Raw genomic sequence first — 24,009 nt, 5'->3', positions numbered from 1 at the left:
TTCAAAATAAATAACTTGAAATTAATTAGGGCATAAAAATGGCGATGATCGTACTGCTTTTTGCCGGAGCGCTTTTTGTCGCGTACAGCAACGGTGCAAATGATAATTTTAAAGGTGTTGCAACGCTCTACGGCAGTAAAGCACTAGGATATAAAGCCTCGATTGGGCTCGCGACCGTCACTACCTTTGCGGGTTCGGTATGTTCGATTTTTATTGCTCAATCACTCGTGAGTAATTTTTCAGGTAAAGGGCTTGTGCCGGATACATTGACAGTTACTCCCGAATTTTTAACCGCAGTAGCTCTTGGCGCCGGTTTAACGGTTCTCATCGCTTCATTTTTCGGATTTCCCATTTCGACGACACACGGCCTAACCGGTGCGCTTACCGGCGCAGGTTTCCTCGCTGTAGGTTCCCAATTAAATACAGAAAAATTAGGTTCAACCTTTTTTATACCTCTGTTAATTAGTCCGTTGGTTTCCGTAGTCGTTGCCGCGATTGTCTATGTAATATTTCGTCAAATTCGGATTTGGGCTGGTATTCGAGAAGAACACTGCATTTGCGTTGGAACCTGCCAAACCGTCATACCTACCCCTCGACCCGCGCATGCTCTTTCGTTTCAGACCGTGACCCTGCCTGAAATTACTGTTGGCGATGAAGTTTCCTGCCAAAGACGATACGGCGGCGCCGTGATGGGCATTTCAGCGCAGCGCCTGGTGGACGTACTTCATTATCTAAGCGCGGCTATGGTTAGCTTTGCACGCGGTCTCAACGATACACCTAAAATCGTCGGGCTTGTTTTTGCTGCGCAGATTATGCGCATCGAGTGGTCCATGGTAGCCATCGCAATAGCTATGGCCATCGGCGGTTTACTCAATGCCCGCAAAGTAGCGCGTACTATGAGTAAAAAAATCACATCTATGAACCACGGCCAGGGACTGACGGCCAATCTTGTCACGGGATTTCTTGTTATTTTTGCAAGTCGGTGGGGTTTGCCTGTATCCACTACCCATGTGTCCGTAGGCGCTATTTCCGGAATAGGCATTATTACCGGTCAAGCCGATTTCAAAGTGATAGGGCAAGTCGTTCTTTCATGGGCGTTAACACTACCCATAGCTGCTGTTATCGCAGCTTGCATTTATTATTTGATTCAATAATTTTTTGGGAGAGCTAAGCATGTCTGCTAACGACGAACTCGCACTCAATGTGGAAAAAGCGGTAACCGAACGATATACCGAAGGCGCACGCACGACCGTTGCCTCTTTATGTTGTCCTGTTTCATACGATTCAAAATATCTTCAAATTTTACCTCAGGAAATCCTTGATCGTGACTACGGTTGCGGCGACCCCTCGCGTTATGTGCGCCCCGGAGAAACGGTATTGGACTTGGGCAGCGGCGGTGGAAAAATCTGTTATATCGCCGCGCAAATCGTAGGTTCCGAAGGGCGTGTACTCGGCGTCGATATGAACTCCGAAATGTTAGCTTTAGCCCGCAAGTACAAAGATCCTATCGGACAAAAACTGGGTTATACCAATGTTACATTTCATCGAGGAAAAATACAGGATTTGAAATTGGATTGGGATGCGCTCGATGCTTATGTGCGTCAAAACCCTATCCAACACGGTGATGATTTGCAACGTTTGGAATTATTTACAGAAGAACTTCGCAACCAACGGCCGATGATTCACGACAATTCCGTGGATGTCGTTTTGTCCAATTGTGTACTCAATCTTGTCCGGGAAGAAGACCGTCAAAATCTCATCGCCGAAATATATCGCGTTTTGAAACCAGGCGGCCGCTTTGCTATATCGGATATAGTCTCTGATGAAGACATACCGCTTCATCAGAAAAATAACCCAGAACTCTGGAGCGGCTGTATCTCCGGTGCATTTCGTGAGGATGAATTTTTGAAAGCTTTTGAAAAAGCGGGGTTCTACGGTATTAGTTTAGACAAATGGGAAACCTCACCATGGCAAGTGGTGGAAGGTATCGAATACCGTTCGGTCACCGTGATCGGTTACAAAGGAAAAGAAGGTCCTTGCCTTGAACGCCAACAAGCCGTGATCTATAAAGGTCCTTGGAAAGCCGTTATAGATGATGACGGACATACACTTTTTCGTGGGGAGCGTATGGCCGTGTGTGATAAAACATTTGGCATTTATACGCGGGAAAAAGGGCCGTACGCCAATGATATTTTTGCGGTAAGTCCTAAAGAGATTATTTCTTTAGAATCGGCAAAATTCTTTAATTGCAATAAGAATGCTCGCCGTCACGCGCGCGAAACTAAAGGTATGGATTACAATGAAACTATTCTGAGCGAAGCCTGTTGTGGGCCGGATGGCTGCTGCTGATCTTGTATTAAATAAGGAGTTTTATTTAATATTCCAGATTTTGATATTGTCCACGGATACGTGACTTCCCTGCCCGGACCAAATTCCAAAACCGCCTTTTTCTATTGCCTCATGCTCAAATGCAGCTAAAAACTGATCATTGAAATAAAGATCAAATTTTGAGCCTTTGGCTACGACGCGCAATATATTTTTTGACGTGCCACGTTTCAATGTAGGGGTTGAAGTAAATTTGATAATCGGGAACAAAAACCCGTTACGCATATAATCCATTTGGTAAGAACCGTCATTAGTAAAGTATAACGAATAACCGTTTCCTTCGCCGTACGCACCGACATTTCTAAATATAAAAGTTACCCTATTATACTTTTCAGTGTTTTTTTCAAACGTAATTTCTGCTTCGCATACAAAATCTCCCACGGCGTCAAAAGGTGCCGGATAATAGCAGTACCCATGACCGGAATTCAAATGTGTCGTATTGATAAAAAGCCGTCCATCTTTGTAGGTTTCGCCCATAGCGCTCGTTACAGATAGATACTGCTTTTTACTCATATCATCATCTAAAAGCAGCTCGCCTTTTGAATAACCAGTCCAAAAAGGCTTATCCGAAACAAGTGCCGGTCGCTCCGGTATCGGATCCGGAGAAATCATATCGTCTTTTTGAATGATAACATTGCTTTCAACCAAACTGCGTAGCTTGCATTGCGAACGCGCTTTGTCGGCTAATGTCACCTCTAAAATACCGACGCGCTTATACTCTTCCATCAAAATTTCACCGTCATCACCTTTGAGGACATTATTTCTAGCCACAAAAATGCGCGTTCCGTTTTTGATATTCTGATTGAGTCCGATGTTGATGATATAGACATCTCCGGATTTACCAAGCACTTTACCGACCAGCGGATACTTATCAATTAACTGCGATACCAAAAAACTGCTTAGGTTAGAAAACGTATAATTGTTATATGTGATTTCTTTGGAAAACTCAACCTGACTGGTTGAAACATCAATCACGGAAAATGTAATTGCCGGTTGTGTCGACGAATATCTGAACATTTTACCGGTTATAATTTTTTCAGCCCCGGCAATTTTTCCGAATTCGATAACTTTTTTCTGTTCCGTTAAGTCACTCAGTTGAAAATTTTGTTCTTTCAATACTTGTTCGATCAGGTTGCGATCGACGATACGGTAACGCCCGCTATTCGTCATCCCTTGATAAAGCCCGCTAACAAAAGCTTCGCGATCATTAACACCTACATCGGCGGTTCCCGTGAAAGGGATAATGGCAAATGATGTTTGAGCAAATGTCGAATGAACGAACAAAACAAATAATAGAATTAATTTTTTCATCGTCTCTCCTCCTTAATCAGCGTATACTCCGGTCACCGCTTCTTCCATGGCTGGAAACGGCGCATTAAGTGCAAATTCTTCCGCTTCTTCCATATCTTTCGCCACACGTTGTTTTAAGGCCTCATTTTCAGTTGCGGTCATGTATTTTTTATCCAAAAGATACGTTTCTGCACGCGCGATCGGGTCTTTTTTCTGCCATTCTGTAAATTGTTCTTTGGGAACATAAAACGCATCATCGTGCTCCGCATGACCTTTCATGCGCATGGTTTTCGCTTCGATCAAAATAGGCCCCATACCTTTTCGACAGCGTTCGGCCGCGTACCGTGTCGTACGAAACACCTCGAAAACATCATTGCCGTCCACGACGATGGCCTCCATGCCGTAAGCTTTGCCTTTGATAGCAAAATCTTTGATCATCGCTTGAGTTCGCGTCGGTGTCGAATACGCCCAATTATTATTTTCGATAATACAAATAAAAGGTAATTTCATCACGGCGGCCATATTCATACCTTCGTGAAACTCGGCTGTGGACGTACCTCCGTCCCCGATATAGGTCAGCGCCACACGCGGTTCGTTTTTCATTTTGAATGCCAGTGCACAACCGGCGATATTGCTGATCAGACTCCCCAAATGTGAAATCGGAGCGAAGACGCCCATATTCAAATCACCTAAGTGCGAATTGCCATCGCGACCGCGCGTCGGAGTGGTCGAACGACCGACAAAATTAGATAAGAAATTTTTAACCGGTAGCCCGCGCACGATGATGGAGCCCGCATTTCGAATAATCGGCCCGACGATATCATCCGGACCCAACGCATACGTCGAACCCACGCTGGTGGCTTCCTGCCCGCGGCTGCCGTAAGCGGCTCCGATGATTTTACCTTGGCGGTAAAGTTTGGCGATGCGATCATCGAACGCGCGATTGAGCATGATAAAATAGTACATTTCTTTCATCTGCTCTTTGGTCGGCTCGTATTTTTTCAGATCCAGTTCCGTCGAATGAGCGTATGGTTTTGTCGTTGTTTTACTTTGACCGGTCATGCGTAAGTATTTTTTACCAATGTTAATATTAGGATTTAATTATTCCGCGTACACCCACGTCGCCGCCTGCGAAGGTTCTGGCCACGGCGCTTTGTCGGCATATTCGATCGCTTCATCAATTTCTTGTTTGGTTGACGTATCAATGTCTTCGATCATTTTATCGGTGAGTAATTTCTCCGATTTAAGAAATTTCTCAAACTGCATGATCGGGTCTTTCTTCTCCCATTTTTCCAAGATCCCCGGAGGATAATATTCATGGCCGTCGTGTTCGGCATGTCCGCGCATACGCATCGTAACCGATTCGATCAACGTCGGCCCTTCACCGCGACGCGCCCGTTCAAACGCTTCTTTACAAACACGGTACACTTCCAAAATATCCGTACCATCCACTTTGACGCCGGGTATGCCATACCCTAATGCACGATCCACTGGACTTTCGCAAGCAAACTGTAACGTATTGGGTGTGGAATACGCGTACTGATTGTTTTCGATGATCAGGATAAAGGGTAATTTCCATACCGCGGCCATATTGAGGCCTTCGTGAAATTCACCGACGTTCATACCGCCGTCACCGACATAATTGATCACGACCGCATTTTCTTTTTTCTTTACGGACGCCAATGCCGTACCCACGGCTTGAGGTATCATTGCTGCCAAATGGCTGATATTACCGACGATTCGAAGATTTTTATCATAATAATGTCCCGTACCGTCCACACCGCGTGTCGGGCCTTCCGCACGGGCAAGATGGTTGAGCATCAAAACTTTGGCTGACTGACCTTTGGTAAAATGCGCACCGATATCGCGATGCATCGGATACAAATAATCGTGCGGCAAAAGCGGATACGCACTACCTACGGCCGTCGCTTCATTACCCCATCCGCTATAAGCACCGCCGATCATTTTATTCTGACGGTACAGACGTATGATGCCCTGATCAAACTGGCGTGTCAGTTTCATCAACCGGTACATGCGCAGCAAATCGTCGGGCGTCAAGCCCAGCGCGCGATAGGATAGAGAGCTCTTTGATTCGTTCATCTTTGGCTGTGATTTTACACTATTCCTTTTTACCGTGGGTTTGTTTTTCTTGACCGACTTGGATTTCATGAATTCCTCTATGTTACTGCATAGTTAATTTAAATATAAGTATAATTTTTTAAAATTCTAAGCCCCTTGATAACTCACATTGAACAAGTCCGTGCGACGATCATTCCAATTCAAAACGCTTCCCGATTGTCTGTTTTTCTGCAACGTGGCTAAATTTATCTCATCAATTATGACTGTCTCAATATTTGGGGTAGCTTCGGCTTGTATCGCGTCGCGCGTAAATGGAATGTCCGACGGAGTAAAAATAGCCGACTGGGCATAGTGGATATCCAGATTTTCTACATGCGGCAGATTACCCACGCTACCTGCAATAACGGCATATATCTGATTTTCGACACATCTTGCTTGGGCGCAATAACGCACACGTAAATATGCATATCTTTCATCGGTACAAAACGGTACTAAAACAATCTGAGCTCCTTTTTCAACAGCTATTCGTGTTAATTCAGGAAACTCAATATCATAACATATTTGTATAGAAATTTTGCCGCAATCGGTATCGAAAACTTCAAGTACATTCCCTGGTTTGACACCCCACCATTTTCGCTCATTAGGCGTAATATGGAGCTTATATTGCTTACCGATGGTACCGTCACGTCGGAATAAATAAGCGATATTAAACAAATCTTCATTTTCGACGGTGAAGTGAGAACCTGCAATAATATTTATGTTATATTTGACGGATAGATGATTAAATAACTCAAGGTACTTAGGAGTATACTCAGCCAACTTTCTAACGGCTAGCCCAGGACGAAGATTGGGCAAAAATGTAAGTAATTGCATTGTGAACATTTCAGGAAACAAAATGAAGTCGGACCGGTAATCCGATGCAACATCAACAAAATATTCGCATTGTTTGGCAAAATCATCAAAATCGTTAATATTTCGCATTTGATATTGCACTGCCGATATACGAACAATTTCCTTTTTCGCATCAAATGTAAAATCGGGTTTATAGTCAAGATTGACCCATTCTAGAAACGTAGCATAACCTCTGGATTCGGTGTCCGCCATTAAGTAGTTAGGAATGATGCGTTTTATAACAAATCCGTTTGCAATTTGGGTGGTCAAAACCGGATCTACAAGTACCTTATTCGTGACTTTTTCTACATACGTCTTGGCATCCATCTGGTCAGCATATTTATCATAACCGGGAATTCTACCTCCGAGAATAATGCTTCTTAAGTTGTACTTTCGTGCGATCGCTTTTCGCGCCTCATACAACCGACGCGCAAGGCGAAGTCCGCGATATTCCGGATCGACCATAATCTCGATGCCATACAGAGTGTTGCCGGTCATCATATGATTTCGAATATAACCGTTGTCTGAAATTTCTTTCCAGCTGTGCCAGTTCTTGTATGGATCAAAATCAAGTATGAGGCTCGATGAAGAGGCCACCAATACGCCACGATATTCTACGCATATCTGACCATCTGAAAAAATACGAATTTGACTTTCAAATTGATCCAAGGACCAAGGTTTCATTCCCGGAAAACAGCGCAACTGTAATTCGGTAACTTTATCGAAATCCTCAAGCGTAAGCGTTCGAACGGATATGGTCTTTTCAAATTCTCTAAGATCCAATTTTCCCATTAACAATCAATACTCCCAAATGTATTTGACGGCTTGGCCTCGTGTTTCTTCGACACCGACATGTATTGCGATTAATGTCTCAGGGATTTCACGACCGGGTTTAAGTTGATGCCATGTTTGCATTAGTTTTTCACAAAACGATTCACACAATTGTTTTGCAAGCATTTCAGAGCTGATATTATTCACCGGCAGAATTTCTACATCTTCGCACGGAAATTGATACTCTTTTCTAAATCCTTCACCGTGAAAAACAACATAAAAATTGTCAGTTCTTTTTTCAATCTTTAGATACGGCGATTCCGATGGCAATAGAACCTTTTCATCTAATTCGTCACATAAGGCTTCCATGATTTTCTTAAGATGTTTAAAATCTATTGTGATTCCGTTAGCGCTGTCCCGAAATTCAACATCCAGGCTTACATAGTAATTATGCCCGTGAAGCATCTCCAACGCATGGTCACTGAAAATAGTAAAATGTGCAGCGCTGAATTTCAAATATTCTTTAGCGATATGAACGACAAATTTAGCCATAATAATTTATAACGATCTTTACTTCTATTAATTTAAAATAGAGCTTTGAGGAATTGGTTTACTTATTTCTCCGGCTTTATCAAGCGCTCTTTGTAGTAAGATCGGGCCTACCAGTTGATTTATTCCAATAACCGACAACAGAATTGTCTGCAAATAACCTCCCCACTCCGGAAATTTGTTATTAACTATTGTCGCTAATCCTAAGGCCACACCTGCCTGTGAAACAAAACCCATCCATGCGTATTTTTGAACCGATTCGGGAGCTGATGCCAGGCGTGCACCTTTTCGTACGCCAACATAAATTCCCAAAACTCGGATCACGGTCAAAAACAATGCAAGATACCACAATTCAAGCATTAACGGCAAATTAATCTTCGCTCCTGCGATGGCAAAAAAAATCGGATAAACGATTGGGAGGCTTTCCTCCACATGCTCGACTAATGCTTCCCCTTGTTTGGTAAAATTTTGAACCGCAAAACCTGCACTCACACCGACCAAAAGTACTTCTAAATGAAATTGGCGCGCTATTTCGTAAGACATAAATGCCGCGCCGATTACAAATAAAACGGGTTGTTCTCCGATAAATCGTATGTACAAATACACAAGAAATCCAACACCCAATCCGGCCACGATTGACATCCCGATTTCATAACCTATCGTCTTTATGAAAACCATCATGCTCCACTCCGCGGTCGAATCGAGCGAAATCATTACAAAGGTTGTAACGGTTGCAAACAAGACAATAACAATAATATCTTTAAAAATAACCGAACCTAATATGGTCTCCGTCAAAACTCCATTGCTTTTATATTCGCCGATGATTCCTATCGTTACAGCCGGGGAATTGGCCACAAGTAATGCGGCCATGATCAATGCAATGAGGCTATTCAAAAAAAAAGTCTGAGATTGGGTAAAAGGCAATAATGGGGTAATTGTGATAAAACCAACTGCACAAAATATAAAGACCACCAACGTTTCCATTAACGAAATACTGACAAGCACTTTTTTTAATCTCAATAACTCTTTAACACGGAGTTCTCCCCCAGCGATAAAAGCAATCAATCCAAGCGCTAGTGTATCTATAAACTTCAGGTTATCAATAGTAGCAGAACTCAAGAATCCAAGCACAAACGGACCGCACAAGATCCCGGTTATCAGGTAAATGGTTAATGTCGGAAGGTTAAGTCTGGAAAGTAATTTGCCGATATTAAATGAAAGTACGAGCATTAGACCCAACAATGTCACCGAAAAAACGGCCGGATCCGATTCTGTTATCAATGTAGAATAGCGCAAAGCTATCATGATAACGACGGTTACCACAACACTGGCCACACGCTTCACCATTTGAACAGTTTTTTCGTTTGACAGGTCTTGCATGTATTGATTTCTTTTTTCTAAAATATTAATTTTACTCAAAAATACAAAAGATTTTCGCGTTGCTTTCCATCGAAAAATCAATTAGTTTGCCGCATTAACGCGTTTTACATTATCGGGTAATAAATCGAACTCATGCCTACGAATCCCATTGAAGCGGCCATACGAAATCACATGCAGATAGATCATGCTACCGGCTCCATTGCTCTTTCGGACTTTTTTACGCCGACGGCACGACGGATCGGTATCGCCGATCATGATTTTTTTGAAGCTCTATTTTCCGTTTTTTCTGAAAATTCAACGCCTGATCAAACACGTGAACGCTTTTATCAGTTTGGCGCTGATTGGGGCAATTCTTTTTTGGAACGGTTGAAAACTCAATTGGCACAGGCCGGCGGTGAGCATGCATCAGAGCCTCAAGCGCTGCTAAAAGACGAATTTGTCGAGCATCTCAATTCTAATTTCAGTTATTTGGGCGTTGGCCAGTTTCGTATACTGGAAGGGAATAAATTTTACATCATTGATCTGAAAAACCCATGGCGCCCGTCGGACGAACACAAACAAATATATGCCTCGACGAGTTTTGCCGGTTTTTTTTCAACCCTTTTTTCAGGTATCGCCGGTCGCGCGCTCAGCAGCACATTTTTATCCAATACACCTGAACACTGGCGGTTTGCCCTCAGTACAACCGAAGTGATCGAAGATATTCGCACGCAGATCAATGCCGGTCTTACTGAAGCCGATATATTAACGCAGTATCACAATCAACATCTCCTCTGATCTATACATGGGCCAGATTTTCAGCATAGCCAGTCAAAAAGGTGGTGTCGGCAAAACCACGACAGCCTTGAGCCTCGGCATAGCTTTTTCACGGTTAAACAAAAAAACACTGATCATTGATGCGGATCCGCAAGGCGGTATCTCGTTTTGTCTGGATCGCTACTACGATATGCGTCGCGATCAGGATCAGGGGCGAAACGGATTGTATCAGGTCTTCTGCGGCGCTATGGATATCGCCGAAGCAGCTCAACCTTCTATGATCGAAAATCTTTCTGTCATTGATTGCGGCATTTCTGCACGCAGCTCCGACATCGAACTTTACGAGGATGCTACGCGGGCTACCGGTTTATTCCGCGAAGCGGTCATACAAGCCGCTCAGCACTACGATACGGTGCTTATTGATTGCCCTCCGGGTATCGGCCTTGTCTCCGCAGGCGCACTCGCCGCTTCGGACTATGTCATCATACCGGTCCAGAGCGAACCCCTCAGCCTGCGTACCTTACCCCAGCTACTGCGTCAGCTCATCGCGATCAAAAAGGAACATAATCCCGATCTTGCTATGGCGGGTATCCTGCTGACTATGTATGATCATCAAAGTCCGGCTTCCGAAATGGTCGCACAACAAATACGAGATTTTTTTGAAGAGGATATCGTTTTTAAACAGGCCATACCGCGCGACCCTGTCATCAATTTGCTTTTTGCAGGTCACGAAAATATTACTTCGGTATTGACGGAAATCGAAGCGCAATCCGCCGCTTTTCAGGCCTATCAAGGCTTAGCATCGGAAATCGCCATTCAATTTTCTGAAACCCCATTGCGGTTAAACTCGGTATCCAATTAACTGCTGTAACCAAACGGAAATTATGGAAACTACATCGTACGAATTTGCATTACCGGAAAATTATACGGCTTTTTCCCCCGTGAGCGCTGAAATTTTCGTTCAAAACACAAATCGGAGTTTTGCCGTTGATACCGTTTTCCTCAAGGCATTACAACAGTCTTTCGCGCGCCTGTATGCAGCGCACGATCAGGATGCCCTCTACCGTACCGGCGTACAATGGGGCAACTCGGTTTACGCCAAAATTGAAACGCTGGCGTTGACCATGCACCCTGATGCGAAATCCATTCGTGAAATCCCCATGCCGGATTTTCATCGCCTTTTTACCAATCACCTTGCAGCGTTGGGCTGGGGCAATTTTGAACTTAAACGTCGCGATGATTTTCTATTTGTTGATTTATACCATTCGTTATGGGTGGAAATGTTGCAATCGCAAACACATGATTCAAAGCCTCACACGTCGTGCGCATTATACGCCGGTTTTTTTGCCGGTATTTTTTCCCGCATATCCAATATGCCCCTGGCTTGCATTGAGATTACCTGTAAAAACGAAGGTTACGAACATTGCTCCTTTTTGCTCGATAATGAGGAAACCATCGCGATGGTCAAAGCGCGCATTTCAGGTAAAACGACACCGTTGGACGCGTTTGAAAAAGTCAAAAAAGAATTCGAAGGTTGAACGGAATGAATACTAAACCAAAACCGTTTGAAGAGACCGGCATAGCAGCCCATCTCCTCAGTCAATTTACATCCATGCGACGTACGACTAAAAAGTCAGTACAAACCGCACCGGCTTTGGCGAATGACTTTTTCAGTAAAGATATTCTTACTATGCTGGATTTTTTGCAGCCTTTAGGTACGGATATCGTCGCTACGACGGCAACACCACCGAGCCATACCATCGAATCGTTTTTCAATTCATCGCTCAGTACACGTCGTGCATTTCGCAGTACTCCTGTGAAAACAGAACCGGAGTGGATTCCCGACGAGGTTATTTCTATTGATATGGTAGAAACAAAAGCAAACCCCACATCTTCCCCTTTGATCCAAGAAGAAGCGCCCGCCCGTCCACGGACTATCGAAGAGTTTATTAACGGTTTATTTAAAAATTAATTATTTGAAGCGTGATTAGGGCTATAAAAAAACCTCCGTTGTAGCGGAGGTTTTTTTATGATGTTAACAGATGATTACAATCCTTTTAACGCTGATAACGCCGCATCAAAGTTGGGCAACTCTTCGATTTTTGGACAATACTCCACATACGCGACGGTATCGTTTTTATCTATGATGACGATACCACGCCCTAACGTTTGCCATTCTTTGATCAAAAAACCATACGCCTGACCGAACGAACGTTCCGCATAGTCCGAAAAAGTTTTGATCTTCACGTTGCCGTTTAATTTGGTATTACAAAAGCGAGTCATGGCCGGCGGCAAATCAACCGTGATCTGATGCACTTCGATATCGGCGCCTAATTTTTCCACTTCTTGGTTAAACCGAATGGCTTGCATTTCACATACACCGGTATCCAGTGAAGGCGCGACCGAGATAATTCGGATTTTACCTTTGGAATCAGCTAACGTAACGGTTGCTTCGGGGCCAAACCCCGTACGCACTCTATAATCGGGTGCCTTTTGCCCGGCTTTGATTTCTTCGCCTAACCATGTAAGAGGTTTTCCTTTGATGCTGAGATGTCCTGCGCGTTCTTTCATTGCAACTCCATATTTAGTGAAATTCGTTTATATGAGTATTTATCGGTAACGTGTTCGTTGATATTGTATTTCAAATCGTAATTCACGAAAAAGATACGGGCTGATCTCCGCCGCTATGGGCAGATATTGCCCTTCGGTTTCTTTAATGTAGCGGGTTGTTTTGGCTTTATTGCGTATTAACCGTAGTGAACGAAGGTTATCTAAGCGGTCACAAAGCTTTACGAGGCGTATGTGATCTTCAGCCTGCATGATCGCTTCAAAATATACGCGCTTAGCATTACTGAGATTCGGATTTTTGGTAAGTGTGCGTACCATCGAGGCTACCGACTCATTAAAATTATTTTTTATCTCATTTTCTGTGATGCCACAATCTTCGATCACATCGTGCAAAAGCGCAGAGCAAATCATGTCCGCCGAAGTAACTGACAATTCATGCAAAAGGATGGACGCCACACGAATCGGATGGATGATATAGGGCGCCCCGTCGTTGCGCAATTGTCCTTTGTGAGCCAGTGATGAAAAGTCGTAGGCTTTGCGAATAAGATATTTTTCACGCTTGGGATATTTGAACCGCGTGAGATAGGTGTTAAACTTATTTTCTACCGATTCGAGTTGCCCAAAAAATTCGAAAAAATCTTTATCTCGCCGCGTAAAAATATCTTTTCCGGAGGACGAGCGTATTATCGAACCGGCACGCGCCATACCAAACCTTTGATTAGACCCGAAGGCAAAAGGAACGGGTAAATTTGTAGATGCGATAAACTTGTTAAATTAAAAAGCAGATAACGGGCGTCGCCCTTGAAAACCATCGCGGATCGTATGCCAATAAAAAATATCTTCTTCACCTAATTTCCAGCACAAATACACTTCTTCCCCACTGGCTCGGATTGCAGGAAAATCAATAAGCCCTTCATCGATACTCTTAATGATGATACCCTGCTTTTCAAGCGATCGTAGTATGTCAACCAACGTCATGAGTTCTTCCGGATGAAACTTGGACCCATTAGGACCCAATCCCCCAAAATATTCATGTTTGTAGATATTATAATTGATCCCATCCAGATGCTTTTTGAGCGCAACGAGTGTATTAATTTTGACGCGTATATCGTGTAAGAGGATTCGCGCTTCCTCCGGGGAATAGTGTTTATTATGTATAACGCTTCCGGACATATTAATTTTTCAATTCGGTCCTATCGGCATGTTGCTCTATGGTGGATTGCATTAACGCATCAAAAAAGAAATTAGAATAATCCGACAGTACGGTTACCATAGCCTTGCGTGATGCGTCGTCTATTTTATTATGATCACACCATGACGATAAATAGTTCTGAAAATACTGTTCTGCAATTTCATTAAAATCACTTTGAGCCAATTCAACTTTCGAAGAATAGGTATCGAACATAAATAAACGCCTCCGATGAATGATGCGAATGTAAACCATGCCTGTTCGTAAATCAAGATTGTTTTTTTATATAATGCTCACTAATTTCCTCAATGAACCTATCGCAAAAAAACAACTGGCGCGTCGGCATTTTAGGAGCCGGGCGTGTGGGTTCATCTATTGCATTGGCTTTGTCGGGGAATAAAATCCCGGTATCAAGCGTTGTATCGGCTACATCTCATAGTGCTTCTGTTTTGGCCAAAAAAATAAATTGTAAAATATTCAGTAATAAAATCGAAGATTTACGTACTTGTAATATCATTATAGTTTCCGTACCCGACCGGCAGCTTAAAGCGACAGCAAAGCGTGTTATGCAGATTCGATTTACCCATAATTCCGTGTTACTTATCCACACGTCCGGCATGTATGGCGCAACTATTTGGAATCAGCGAACTTCTGAAAATAAAGAAGTAAAGTTTTGGACAGCCGCAATGCATCCATTACAAACGTTTGTAGCACGAATAGATGCATCGCCTGAAATATTTAAAACATATTTTGCACTCGACGGAAAAAACAAACCGGTGAATATCGTCAAACATATAGTACAAATACTGGGTGGAAAGTCCATTATGATATCCGATAAAGATCGCGCAACGTATCACGCCTCGGCCGTCATCGCATCCAACTTTTTAGTTGCTTTATCACATGCATCCACCGAACTTCTCCGGCAAATCTATCCTCAATCAAATGGTTTAGAAAAAATTATTTTACCTATTCAACAACAGACGTTAGCCAATATAAGCAAATATGGAGCAGCGGCTGCGTTAACTGGCCCGGCCATGCGCGGTGACAAACAAACCATTCGTCTTCACAAAAAAGCGATTCAAAAACATTCCAAAGATATTCTTAAAATATATACTGCGCTTACTTCATACTGTGTCGCTTTATCCGAAAAACGCCAAAGGGGAAAACATGGCTAATCGTTTTATTTTATATTTATGCTTTATTGTTTTATTTGCTACAGCATGTCGCGAGAATTTAGTCGACTCTCAGGATGCTAAATTGGAACGTGAATTAATTGGTCATTGGAACTTAACATTTCAGAATCCTGCTGCACCGGGATCAACCAAATTTGTTTTTAATGACGATTTAACCGTTCGAGTAATGTTTGAAGACCCGACCGATACAACGGCAAATTTTGATTCGATGTTTCGTTTTGTTGTAGAGGACAACACAATCATTTATTTCGAAATTACTAACGATGGTATTGGCAATCAGATAGGCTCAAATTTTATCGTTGAACTAACGCACTCCAAGCTTGTAATAGATATTAACAGATCATTCGGCAAAATTCGGCAAGTTTATTTAAAAACATCATGACCATACTTGGCATTGATCCCGGTACCAACACCACCGGGTTTGGAATCATCACCTGGGAGCGTAACAAAGTCAATTGGGTTGCAAGCGGTACGATTGAACTTCCCGAGAAAGAGACATTAGCTCGTAAGCTTGAATTGATATACGACCATGTCGTTGATTTGGCGCATACTTATAAGCCAAACGAATGCGCCATAGAAAACGTGTTTTACAGTAAAAATGTAAAATCCGCATTAAAACTAGGCCATGCGCGGGCTGCCGCCATGCTTGGCGCGTTGCATAAAGCAGTTCATATCAGCGAGTACTCCCCCAAAGATATGAAAATGGCCGTCGTCGGAAACGGCAACGCTTCTAAAGAACAAGTCCAATACATGGTTAAAATGGTACTGGGCATTACTAAAGAAATGAGTTTTGATGAATCCGATGCCCTAGGTTTGGCTATTTGCCGTGCTCAACGAATCAAAGCTCCACGCGCTTCCGTTTCAAGCTGGAAAGCTTATATAAAAGCTCATCCGGATCGCGTAAAAGTAAAATAACTTTAAATAAAAAAACCGATGTAGTACATCGGTTTTTACGTTTTATTTTAATAGTGTCATGCGATGCGTTCGCGAATACTTGGATTTATTCTGCAAACTTGTTGCCGTTACGCGGTATAAGTATATGCCCGATGCCACCAGACTATTTCGACTGTTGGTACCATTCCACTGCATTGTATGCATTCCTGCCGGAAGATCCTTGTTAACCAGTTCTTTCACCTCTTGTCCAAGTAAATTATAAATAGTCACCACGACATGCGACTCTGATGGGATTTGAAAGCGAATCAATGTACTCGGGTTAAACGGATTCGGATAGTTGGGGAACACATCGAACACTTGGGGTGTTTCGATTATGATTTTTTTCTCCTGATGGATAGATAAAACTCCATCGTAAGACACATCCATCAAACGATACACATATGTTTTACCAGTTTCAACCTTGTCATCGTTTAATATATAATCCGTACTGGTATTTTTAGTACCCTGCCCCGTTATTTCCGCCACTCTCGTATATTGTAAATGAGACGTCTTGCCCGGTAGATCGCCGTCGTTTTCAATAAAATTCCATTCGGCGCGTTCAACAAGCCAATAAGCGTTATTGATTTCACTTTCAGTACGCCATTTCAATACAGCCTTGTTACCATTTTGTACCACATCAAAAAAGGCCAACTCAACCGGCAATGTTGCATCTCCGCCGACAACTCCCGTTTCGACACTCGTAAACACTTTGTATGTAAGTGCGCTCGCTGTTGATGCATTACGTAAGCCGGATGTCGAATCAATAATCACCGTTACTGACGTTTGGTTCCCAATCGTGACTGACGCCGGTACCGTTACCTCCAGAGTATCTTCATTGAGTGTTGATAGACCCAAACGCAGAGCCGCTGCCGCGGTACCATTGACCGTAACCGTACTTACAGTAGGTGTACCCGTAGTAAACGTCGCATCGTAAGGCAAAAGCAGCGATATCGTACTCGTCCCGGATAATAGTTTACCCCGTAAACCGGTTTTAAAAGTATAATTATAACGACCAAACTCATTGGGTCCATCGGATGTTCCGGATTGGGACAATGTCATCGTAAAATTGGTTACGGTCGTTGTCGCCGCTTTAACCGTATAATTGGAACTTGTCGTCAAATTGGGTTGCGGCGTCGTGGACACTTGCACGGCATACGTACCTGCTACTGAGGGATTGATAATGCCGCAAGCCGTTGCAAAAAACAAGGTAACATTGGTGCTCGCATTAACATTGGTCGGCGATGTCACTGTTACCGTACGCGTACCACTATTCGTCGTAACGATCGAAGCTGCAACGCCGTTGACCGTCACATTAGAAGCCGTGATCGAAGCCGGTATGACTGTATTGTTTGGAAATACAACGGTTATTGTGCTCGACCCGCTCGTAAGCGCACCTCCCGTCCCTGTAGTAAAATAAATCGAGTCCCCTCCGGCCATATTGACCGTATCCGTATTGGGTGTAAAAGCTAACGAAACACCGGTCAATAGCGGAGCATTATTGATCGTGTATGACGGACTGGTGATAGAGCCGCTTTCTACTGTAGTATAAGCTGACAACGTGTAGTTTCCCGCCGTAGGATTTGTAATCCCGTTGATCACAACGCTAGCCGAACCGGAGTTTCCGATCGAAACGGAAGCCGGTATAGCTGCAGTCACTTTTAAACCCACGCCATAAGCCGAGGCACTTACTGTATTGATAGTTACTGTCGGAGATGCAGGGACGGTACTTCCCGAGGGAAAAACTATCGAAACAGAGTCCGTCGTAGAACGAAGGCGTCCGTTAGTACCTGTATTGAATGCGATTGTATAATTTGATGATGCCGATGGTGTACTTGAACTCAACGTAACCGATGGCGTGGTGATCGTAGTGGAAGTGGCCGTCGTGGTATATTGTGGTGAAGTTGTGGGGCCTTCAACCACCGTACCACCGGAGGTTTTTGTTGTAACCGTCAACGAATATGATGTCGAAACCCCGGTCGGATTGAGAATGCCGGCACTTGAACTTATAGCAATAGTGACATTAGCTACATTATTGATCGTTACAGGGTTGCGAATTCTTAACACGTTATTGGAACCTACCGCCGAGACGGCTAATTGATTACCATTAACTGTAATAAGCGAAGATGAAATAGTACCCGGCAGATATGTATTGGACGGAAATGTAATCAGAATCGAATCGTTGACGGCCAATGCACCGGATGAACCCGTCGTAAACTTGATCGTATAAGCCGCCGTGGCGTTGATCGTGGAAGGTGAAGGTGTCACCTGTGTAACGGCCAATGCCGAACTAGCAGCAAAAACCATATTGGATGTTTTAGTCGAAAGCGTATTTTCTGCATCGGTTGCAACCTGAACCTGATATGACCCTGCCGAACCACCATTGGTAAGTCCTGCGGAAGCGCTAAACGTAACTTTCGATTGAGTGCTTGCAGGAACCGATGCGCCGCTAGGCATCTCGATTTTTACTTCCCCATTGGCTCCTGAAGTAACAACACGTACACCGGTTGAACTGACGCCGTTAATGGTAACATTAGCGGCTGTAATAGACGAAGGAACTACAACGCCTCCGGAAGTAAATCGAATTCGAATCGAGTCGGATCCGGCGCTTGTTCCACCCGCTAATTTTCCGAAAGCTCCCGTCGTAAAATAAACTTCATAGATCGCATTGGCCTGACTGACCACATTCGACGTTACGATCACAGTATCGGCCGTGACGCTGGTAGTATTGGACGAAACGGTATATGCCGGCGAGGTGGCCGGTTGCGTATTAGTGGTCGTTACGACATTGACTTTATAAAAGGTAGCTGACGGCACAGAAGGATTGACTAAACCGGCGCCGGATGCAAATACTATCGCCGCGAACGATTTATTATTAGATCCTACTGTAATATCCACAAATCGTGATGCGGTATTGGTCGCAACCGACGTAACGGTCTGACCTGTGCCGCCGGTAAAAGTAACATTAGCTGCAGCTATGGACGAAGGAACGGTTGTGCCTTCCGGAAAAGTCACGCGAACAATGTCACCGGTGTTAAGATTACTTACACCGGTACAGTTAATCGTATAAGCCGATGTTTGATTCACACCACTGTTTCCTAATGTCACGGATGATATCGTGACGGCCGTACCGCCGATCGTAAAAGATTGTGAAACGACGTACGATGCTTCTACGGCCGTAGCAAGCGAAACCGTATATGAACCATTAGCCGGATTGGTTATACCCCCGATAACCAATGTAACGGAAGCACTATTGCTAAGAGAAACAGTTGAAGGCAAAATAACACTCACCGTATCACCGCTTCGCGTGGGAGTAAATGCGGATGTACCATTCACTGTCCCCGTTAACGTGCCGTATCCGGTTCCTGATGGAAATTTTACATTAAATACACTTGAGCCCGATAACATGCGGCCATAACTACCAAGAGTAAATCCAAGCGTGTATGACACATTCGTCTGTGCCGCCGTCGTATTACTTAACGAAACCGATGATGAAGATACCGATGTCGTTGCGGCAGCAATGTTATACGAATTCGAAGCCTGCGCATTATCAATCGTAGCGCCACCACTATTGAGCGTTTTAACGGATAGTTGATAATTGCCGGATACGGCCGGATTTTGAATATTCGTTGATAAAGCGATCTGAACACTAACTGAGGCTGAATTAGCTGCGGAAACCGGCATACGCATAGCCAAGCGCGTTTGACCGGATGCCGTTTGTTTACTGACCGTACTTCCCGTTACAAAATCGCTGAACCCTCCTGCGGAAATCGTGATTGCATTATTGGCTATAGAGCTTGGAAAAACTGTTGATGAATCGAAAACCATTACCACGCTATCTGAAGTCGAAAGCGCACCCGTTGCGCTCAATACAAAATCTATGGTGTAGGCGGATGTTGCGTTAGCGATATTATTTCCCAATGTCACCGCTGAGATGGACAAACCCGCCGAAGATGTTGTACCATACGATGCCGTTGCGACGTAGGTGTTTTCTGAGGATGTTTTTATCGAATCTTCATACGTACCTGCATTGGGGTTTACAAGACCCGATCCGCTTGAGAAATAAACGCTTACCGCGCCGCTATTGGAAACTTCCAGAGGTACATTGATCGTTACGACTTGGCCTGAACCGCTGGCGGTGGCTGAGGTATTGTTTAATGTAACGCCTGAAATCGAACCGGCAGGAACTATCGTTCCGACGGGAAATTTAATACTTACGGTCGAACTTGTAGTTAATCGCCCTCCTGAACCTACGCTAAAAGCAATTGTATAAGCTGCAGCGACATTTTCAACAGAAGGGTTAGGTGTAACAGAACCGGAAGTAACCGTAGAAGATGAGGCCGTGATCGAATAAGACGGTGAGGTTACCGGTGTGGTTTCAGCGGATGTGTGTACCGTAACCGTATAGGAACCCGCCGTAGCAGGATTAAGTATACCAGCAGAAGAGGAAATAACAACCGTACCCGTACCGCCATTTTTGGCAATAGCTACCGGTGTCGTAATCGTAACGACTTGGCCGGAAACGGTGACATTCGTCGCTTGTGTGCTATTGACCGTAACTAACGAGGCCGATATGGAGGCCGGTACATAGGTTGATGCGTTAAAAGTAATGATGATCTGACTTGTACCCGCGATCAAGTTTGTCGTGCCATTGCCTGTAGCAAAGGCTATCGTATATTGCCCGTTTTGATTGGAACCTGTAGGGGTAACACTTGCAGAATTTACTGTAACATTTGCAAAACCGGTTTTCGTCTGAAACAGCAAAAAGAATAAAATGACAAAAATCAGATTTTTATAATTGCGATCCAACTTACACTCCATCCAAATAGTTTACAACTTGTAATATATCAGGCGCTATATACTATAGAATGGGTGGCTTTAACAATACGTAGAGAGAAGTAATTTATGTAGAGTTTTGACTTAGGTGATTTTACTTAGTTTTATCGCTTGCAAAAAGTCTGTTTTCTAATGCAAACCGAACTAATCCTGTAGCTTGATGAATATTTAGTTTGTGCATTATATTGGCACGATGTGTATCCACAGTTCGCGGGCTGAGGTATAATTTTTTGGCAATCTCCGGCGTACTCATACCCTCAGCAATAAAGCTCAGAATTTGCAACTCACGCTTTGTTAAGCGTTCTGCGGCTTCTTTATCAGCCAAAACATTAGGGTCATTCTTTTTTGAAATATGACGGCCTATCGCTTCCATAGCACTTTGACTAAAATACTTTTCCCCTTCCGCGATCCGCTTGAGAGCCCGTAGTATTTCATCGCCGGCTGCATCTTTGAGCAAATACCCTTGAACACCTATTTCCATCACCTTTACAAGAAACGCTTCGTCATGATGCATGGTCAACATTACCACGCGGGTTTTCGGCCATCGTTTTAATATCTGACGGGCCGTATCAATACCATTTAATTTGGGCATTGAAATATCCAAAATGGCCATCATCGGCTTATGGCGCTCCATATACTTCAGCGCCTCTTCTCCGTCTCCGGCTTCGGCCACAACATTAAAACCTTTTTCAGTTTCAAGCAATGAACGCAACCCTTCGCGCACCATCGGATGATCATCGGCAATCAATACGTCCGTTTTTTCCATATGACACTATTACACTTCATTTTTTTTAAATGGCACCTCAATAACGACGGATGTACCGTTACCCGGTGACGAATCAATATCTATTTTTCCGCTCAAAAATTCAATACGCTCGCGCATTCCCGGTAAACCCATGCCAAACGGCGCTTTTTTTATTTCATTCATTGAAGCAAGGTCGAACCCTATTCCGTTATCCTCGATCGTAACAACAACATGATCATCGTATCCGATCAATTGGAGGGTGACCTGTGTGGCCTTAGCATGTTTTGTAATATTTTGAAACGCCTCCTGCACGACACGATATATCGGTAGCTCTATGTCCTGCGGAAGACGCTGATCTACATCGAATGTTTGAAAATAGACATGAATACCCTGCGCACCAAACTGAGTGCGACACAATGTATCTAATGCAGAAATCAAACCTAATTCGTCCAGTACGCGCGGTAACAGATTATAGGAAATCAGTTTGATTTCCCGTAAGCTTGTATCCACCATTGACAGCAAGTGATCGCAGGACAAGGCATTCTCCGTGGATGCCGTAAACCGTTGCTTAATTATTTCTATATTACGTTTGATCGCCGAAAGTTGCTGACCCACACTGTCATGCAGTTCTCGCGAAATGCGTTTGCGTTCTTCCTCCTGTGTCTCGACCACGGTGGCCATGCGTACCCGTTGCATTTCGACCTGATTTTGTGCATGGTCAGCTCGAACTCTGTCTGTAACATCATAGGCTATACGAATAAACATTTGACCCGGATCCCAGGTATCGTGCCATTCGATCCACACCATAGAACCGTTTTTTTTGTAATACGTTTCCAAATACGGCGTTTCATTGACCAGAATATCCCCGCTCGCCTTGCGTGCTTTGAGCGCTTTAGCTTGTATTCTTTCTTCCGCATCTTTTCGGGTTATCTGCCACCATCCGTCACCAAGTAATTCTACCGGTTCATATTCTAATACATGCTTGGTCGCTGCATTCGCATAAATACATTCCCCTTTATTATTGAACACGATGATCATATTACCGATGCGGTTGAGGATCTGGTGCGACATGCTCACTTCTTCAAAAAGTTTTTTTACGGTTACGTCGCGACTAATCGCTACAACCACTTTTTGATTACGGTATTGAGCAATGCCCGCATTGATCTCTACAACCAGTTCGGATTGATCACGTCGAAGATGTTTTGTCTCATAATACGACGGGAACCGCCCTTGCATGATATCTTCCACAAGCTCCGGAGAACATGACGGCCATAGTTTTATCAAAGGCAAACTCATAAATTCGTCTTGCGCGTAACCGTATAACCGCGCCGCTTCACGATTGGCCTGTAATACATCAAACTGAACCGGATCAATAATGAGTATGGCATCATGCGCATTTTCAAAGAGCTCACGATAATCGCGTTCCGATCTACGCAGCGCCTGCTCCGCTTCCGTACGAGTCTGCACTTCTTTTACCAACAATATTTTTTGTTCATTCGCCCGCAAAATAAGCCGCGTGATAGTGCCAAACTCTGATGATTCGTCTTTCAAAGCGTGCAGCTTATCCGCATTTTCATCCGTCAGACCGTCAGAAATTATTTTTAAAGGACGGCCTACCCATACGGTTAACAGCAAAAAAAGAGGCAGAAATAAAACCGTACTGAATACGACAAGCAGTATAAACTGCAAATTGGCCTGGCGGTCCAGCTCGGTAAATTCCTCCGCTTTTTGTATGGAACTCACCCATCCGATAGTTTTTTCCGATAAATTCTTAAATGCGCGCGTTACGACGATCGTATCTCTCGGGAGCACACGATCATTTAAAAGAGAGGATTCGGATATACTTATATACATATCACTTTGTGTCGCATCGGCCAATTCTTTCACATAGCGATCGTTCCATACCCGTCCTACAAATAAGTACCCCGCTGGTTCCGTGGTGCGATGTACATCCATGCTCGGTTGTACCGGCGCCGTACGGATTTCCAATATCGTATCATCTATCAAAACATAAAAATGTTTGAACAAACCGGAGTTGGCTGATTTTTGAAAATCACGTGTCACCGTACGTATCAGCTCATTATTTTCGGTATAATTTATGTGCGTCGTGTAAACGACGTTAAACGAACGATCGCACAACCAGGAGAGTTGAACATTAAATTTACTTAAAACCGCATCAATATTACTTTCGGCCCACACGGAATCCGGTTTATGAATAAACGTGATCATATCATCCCAATTGGAATAATCCGACACGAAAAGTTCCAGTGATTTATTATTGAGCGAAACGATTTGATCAAAAACGATGCTTCGCTCTGTTATTTCGCGACGATAGAGTTGTTCGATGCGCTGACCATCCACGTACTGAAAAACAGCCACTGCACTGACTAAAAAAATCAATACGGCGGCAAGCAAAACCGATAATTTGGTTTGGATTTTCATGCTAG

Annotated in this window: 22 protein-coding genes; 9 read left to right on the top strand and 13 right to left on the bottom strand. The window is 43.7% G+C overall.

Annotation, left to right across the window (positions count from 1 at the left end; genetic code table 11):
- The first annotated feature begins 38 nt into the window (after positions 1-38).
- Both HUU58_06225 and HUU58_06220 read left to right on the top strand, forming a co-directional pair.
- Positions 39-1,154 (top strand): inorganic phosphate transporter, encoded by a 1,116-nt coding sequence (locus tag HUU58_06225; protein NUN45262.1) that lies wholly within the window; start codon positions 39-41, stop codon positions 1,152-1,154.
- 19 nt (positions 1,155-1,173) lie between these two features.
- The gene (locus HUU58_06220; protein NUN45261.1) at positions 1,174-2,349 is read left to right on the top strand and encodes a methyltransferase domain-containing protein; all 1,176 of its coding nucleotides are present in this window, start codon (positions 1,174-1,176) and stop codon (positions 2,347-2,349) included.
- 21 nt (positions 2,350-2,370) lie between these two features.
- Here the strand turns inward: HUU58_06220 and HUU58_06215 are convergent, their stop codons facing one another.
- Genes HUU58_06215 through HUU58_06190 form a run of 6 tightly spaced genes read right to left on the bottom strand, consistent with a single transcriptional unit; the run spans position 2,371 to position 9,345 of the window.
- The gene (locus HUU58_06215; protein NUN45260.1) at positions 2,371-3,696 is read right to left on the bottom strand and encodes a hypothetical protein; all 1,326 of its coding nucleotides are present in this window, start codon (positions 3,694-3,696) and stop codon (positions 2,371-2,373) included.
- A gap of 12 nt (positions 3,697-3,708) precedes the next feature.
- A complete protein-coding gene (locus tag HUU58_06210) occupies positions 3,709-4,737 on the bottom strand; it encodes a thiamine pyrophosphate-dependent dehydrogenase E1 component subunit alpha (GenBank protein ID NUN45259.1) in 1,029 nt (342 codons plus the stop codon).
- 39 nt (positions 4,738-4,776) lie between these two features.
- Positions 4,777-5,844, bottom strand: coding sequence for a thiamine pyrophosphate-dependent dehydrogenase E1 component subunit alpha (locus HUU58_06205; GenBank protein ID NUN45258.1), 1,068 nt, complete (start codon positions 5,842-5,844; stop codon positions 4,777-4,779).
- Between the two features lie 57 nt (positions 5,845-5,901).
- The gene (locus HUU58_06200; protein ID NUN45257.1) at positions 5,902-7,437 is read right to left on the bottom strand and encodes a GNAT family N-acetyltransferase; all 1,536 of its coding nucleotides are present in this window, start codon (positions 7,435-7,437) and stop codon (positions 5,902-5,904) included.
- Positions 7,438-7,443: 6 nt separating this feature from the next.
- Entirely contained in the window at positions 7,444-7,968 is a 525-nt protein-coding gene (locus HUU58_06195) for a 6-carboxytetrahydropterin synthase (protein ID NUN45256.1), read from the bottom strand.
- A gap of 27 nt (positions 7,969-7,995) precedes the next feature.
- A complete protein-coding gene (locus HUU58_06190) occupies positions 7,996-9,345 on the bottom strand; it encodes a cation:proton antiporter (GenBank protein ID NUN45255.1) in 1,350 nt (449 codons plus the stop codon).
- A gap of 132 nt (positions 9,346-9,477) precedes the next feature.
- Here HUU58_06190 and HUU58_06185 point away from each other — a divergent pair, with 132 nt between their 5' ends.
- From HUU58_06185 to HUU58_06170, 4 genes are read left to right on the top strand one after another with little or no spacing between them, the layout of a single operon-like run.
- Positions 9,478-10,122, top strand: coding sequence for a hypothetical protein (locus HUU58_06185; protein ID NUN45254.1), 645 nt, complete (start codon positions 9,478-9,480; stop codon positions 10,120-10,122).
- 7 nt (positions 10,123-10,129) lie between these two features.
- Positions 10,130-10,963, top strand: coding sequence for an AAA family ATPase (locus HUU58_06180; GenBank protein ID NUN45253.1), 834 nt, complete (start codon positions 10,130-10,132; stop codon positions 10,961-10,963).
- A 22-nt stretch (positions 10,964-10,985) separates the two neighbouring features.
- Positions 10,986-11,639, top strand: coding sequence for a hypothetical protein (locus HUU58_06175; protein NUN45252.1), 654 nt, complete (start codon positions 10,986-10,988; stop codon positions 11,637-11,639).
- Positions 11,640-11,644: 5 nt separating this feature from the next.
- Positions 11,645-12,073, top strand: coding sequence for a hypothetical protein (locus tag HUU58_06170; protein ID NUN45251.1), 429 nt, complete (start codon positions 11,645-11,647; stop codon positions 12,071-12,073).
- A 74-nt stretch (positions 12,074-12,147) separates the two neighbouring features.
- Here HUU58_06170 and tpx read toward each other — a convergent pair whose 3' ends face one another.
- From tpx to HUU58_06150, 4 genes are all read right to left on the bottom strand, one after another.
- Positions 12,148-12,672 (bottom strand): thiol peroxidase, encoded by a 525-nt coding sequence (gene tpx, locus HUU58_06165; GenBank protein NUN45250.1) that lies wholly within the window; start codon positions 12,670-12,672, stop codon positions 12,148-12,150.
- 39 nt (positions 12,673-12,711) lie between these two features.
- A complete protein-coding gene (locus tag HUU58_06160; GenBank protein NUN45249.1) occupies positions 12,712-13,374 on the bottom strand; it encodes a bifunctional (p)ppGpp synthetase/guanosine-3',5'-bis(diphosphate) 3'-pyrophosphohydrolase in 663 nt (220 codons plus the stop codon).
- Positions 13,375-13,443: 69 nt separating this feature from the next.
- Positions 13,444-13,842, bottom strand: coding sequence for a DUF2203 domain-containing protein (locus HUU58_06155; GenBank protein NUN45248.1), 399 nt, complete (start codon positions 13,840-13,842; stop codon positions 13,444-13,446).
- Position 13,843: 1 nt separating this feature from the next.
- A complete protein-coding gene (locus HUU58_06150; GenBank protein NUN45247.1) occupies positions 13,844-14,074 on the bottom strand; it encodes a hypothetical protein in 231 nt (76 codons plus the stop codon).
- 92 nt (positions 14,075-14,166) lie between these two features.
- Here HUU58_06150 and HUU58_06145 point away from each other — a divergent pair, with 92 nt between their 5' ends.
- The 3 genes from HUU58_06145 to ruvC are packed head-to-tail and all read left to right on the top strand — an operon-like array spanning position 14,167 to position 15,966.
- On the top strand, positions 14,167-15,033 hold the full coding sequence (locus HUU58_06145; protein ID NUN45246.1) for a DUF2520 domain-containing protein: 867 nt from the start codon (positions 14,167-14,169) through the stop codon (positions 15,031-15,033).
- Positions 15,026-15,433 carry a hypothetical protein gene (locus HUU58_06140; GenBank protein ID NUN45245.1) on the top strand — a complete coding sequence of 136 codons (408 nt, stop codon included), beginning with the start codon at positions 15,026-15,028 and terminating at the stop codon, positions 15,431-15,433. The genes HUU58_06145 and HUU58_06140 overlap by 8 nt, the downstream gene beginning before the upstream one ends.
- On the top strand, positions 15,430-15,966 hold the full coding sequence (gene ruvC, locus HUU58_06135; protein NUN45244.1) for a crossover junction endodeoxyribonuclease RuvC: 537 nt from the start codon (positions 15,430-15,432) through the stop codon (positions 15,964-15,966). Before HUU58_06140 ends, ruvC begins: the two co-directional genes overlap by 4 nt.
- Before the next feature lie 42 nt (positions 15,967-16,008).
- Here the strand turns inward: ruvC and HUU58_06130 are convergent, their stop codons facing one another.
- The 3 genes from HUU58_06130 to HUU58_06120 all read right to left on the bottom strand — a co-directional run bounded on the left by HUU58_06130 (position 16,009) and on the right by HUU58_06120 (position 24,004).
- Positions 16,009-20,790, bottom strand: a complete 4,782-nt coding sequence (locus HUU58_06130) for a T9SS type A sorting domain-containing protein (GenBank protein ID NUN45243.1) — start codon at positions 20,788-20,790, stop codon at positions 16,009-16,011.
- Positions 20,791-20,911: 121 nt separating this feature from the next.
- A complete protein-coding gene (locus HUU58_06125) occupies positions 20,912-21,583 on the bottom strand; it encodes a response regulator transcription factor (protein NUN45242.1) in 672 nt (223 codons plus the stop codon).
- Positions 21,584-21,592: 9 nt separating this feature from the next.
- Entirely contained in the window at positions 21,593-24,004 is a 2,412-nt protein-coding gene (locus tag HUU58_06120; GenBank protein ID NUN45241.1) for a PAS domain S-box protein, read from the bottom strand.
- Positions 24,005-24,009 lie beyond the last annotated feature (5 nt).

Source organism: bacterium (assembly GCA_013360215.1).
GTDB lineage: Bacteria > CLD3 > CLD3 > SB21 > SB21 > JABWCP01.
This window is presented reverse-complemented; position numbering and strand designations above follow the sequence as displayed.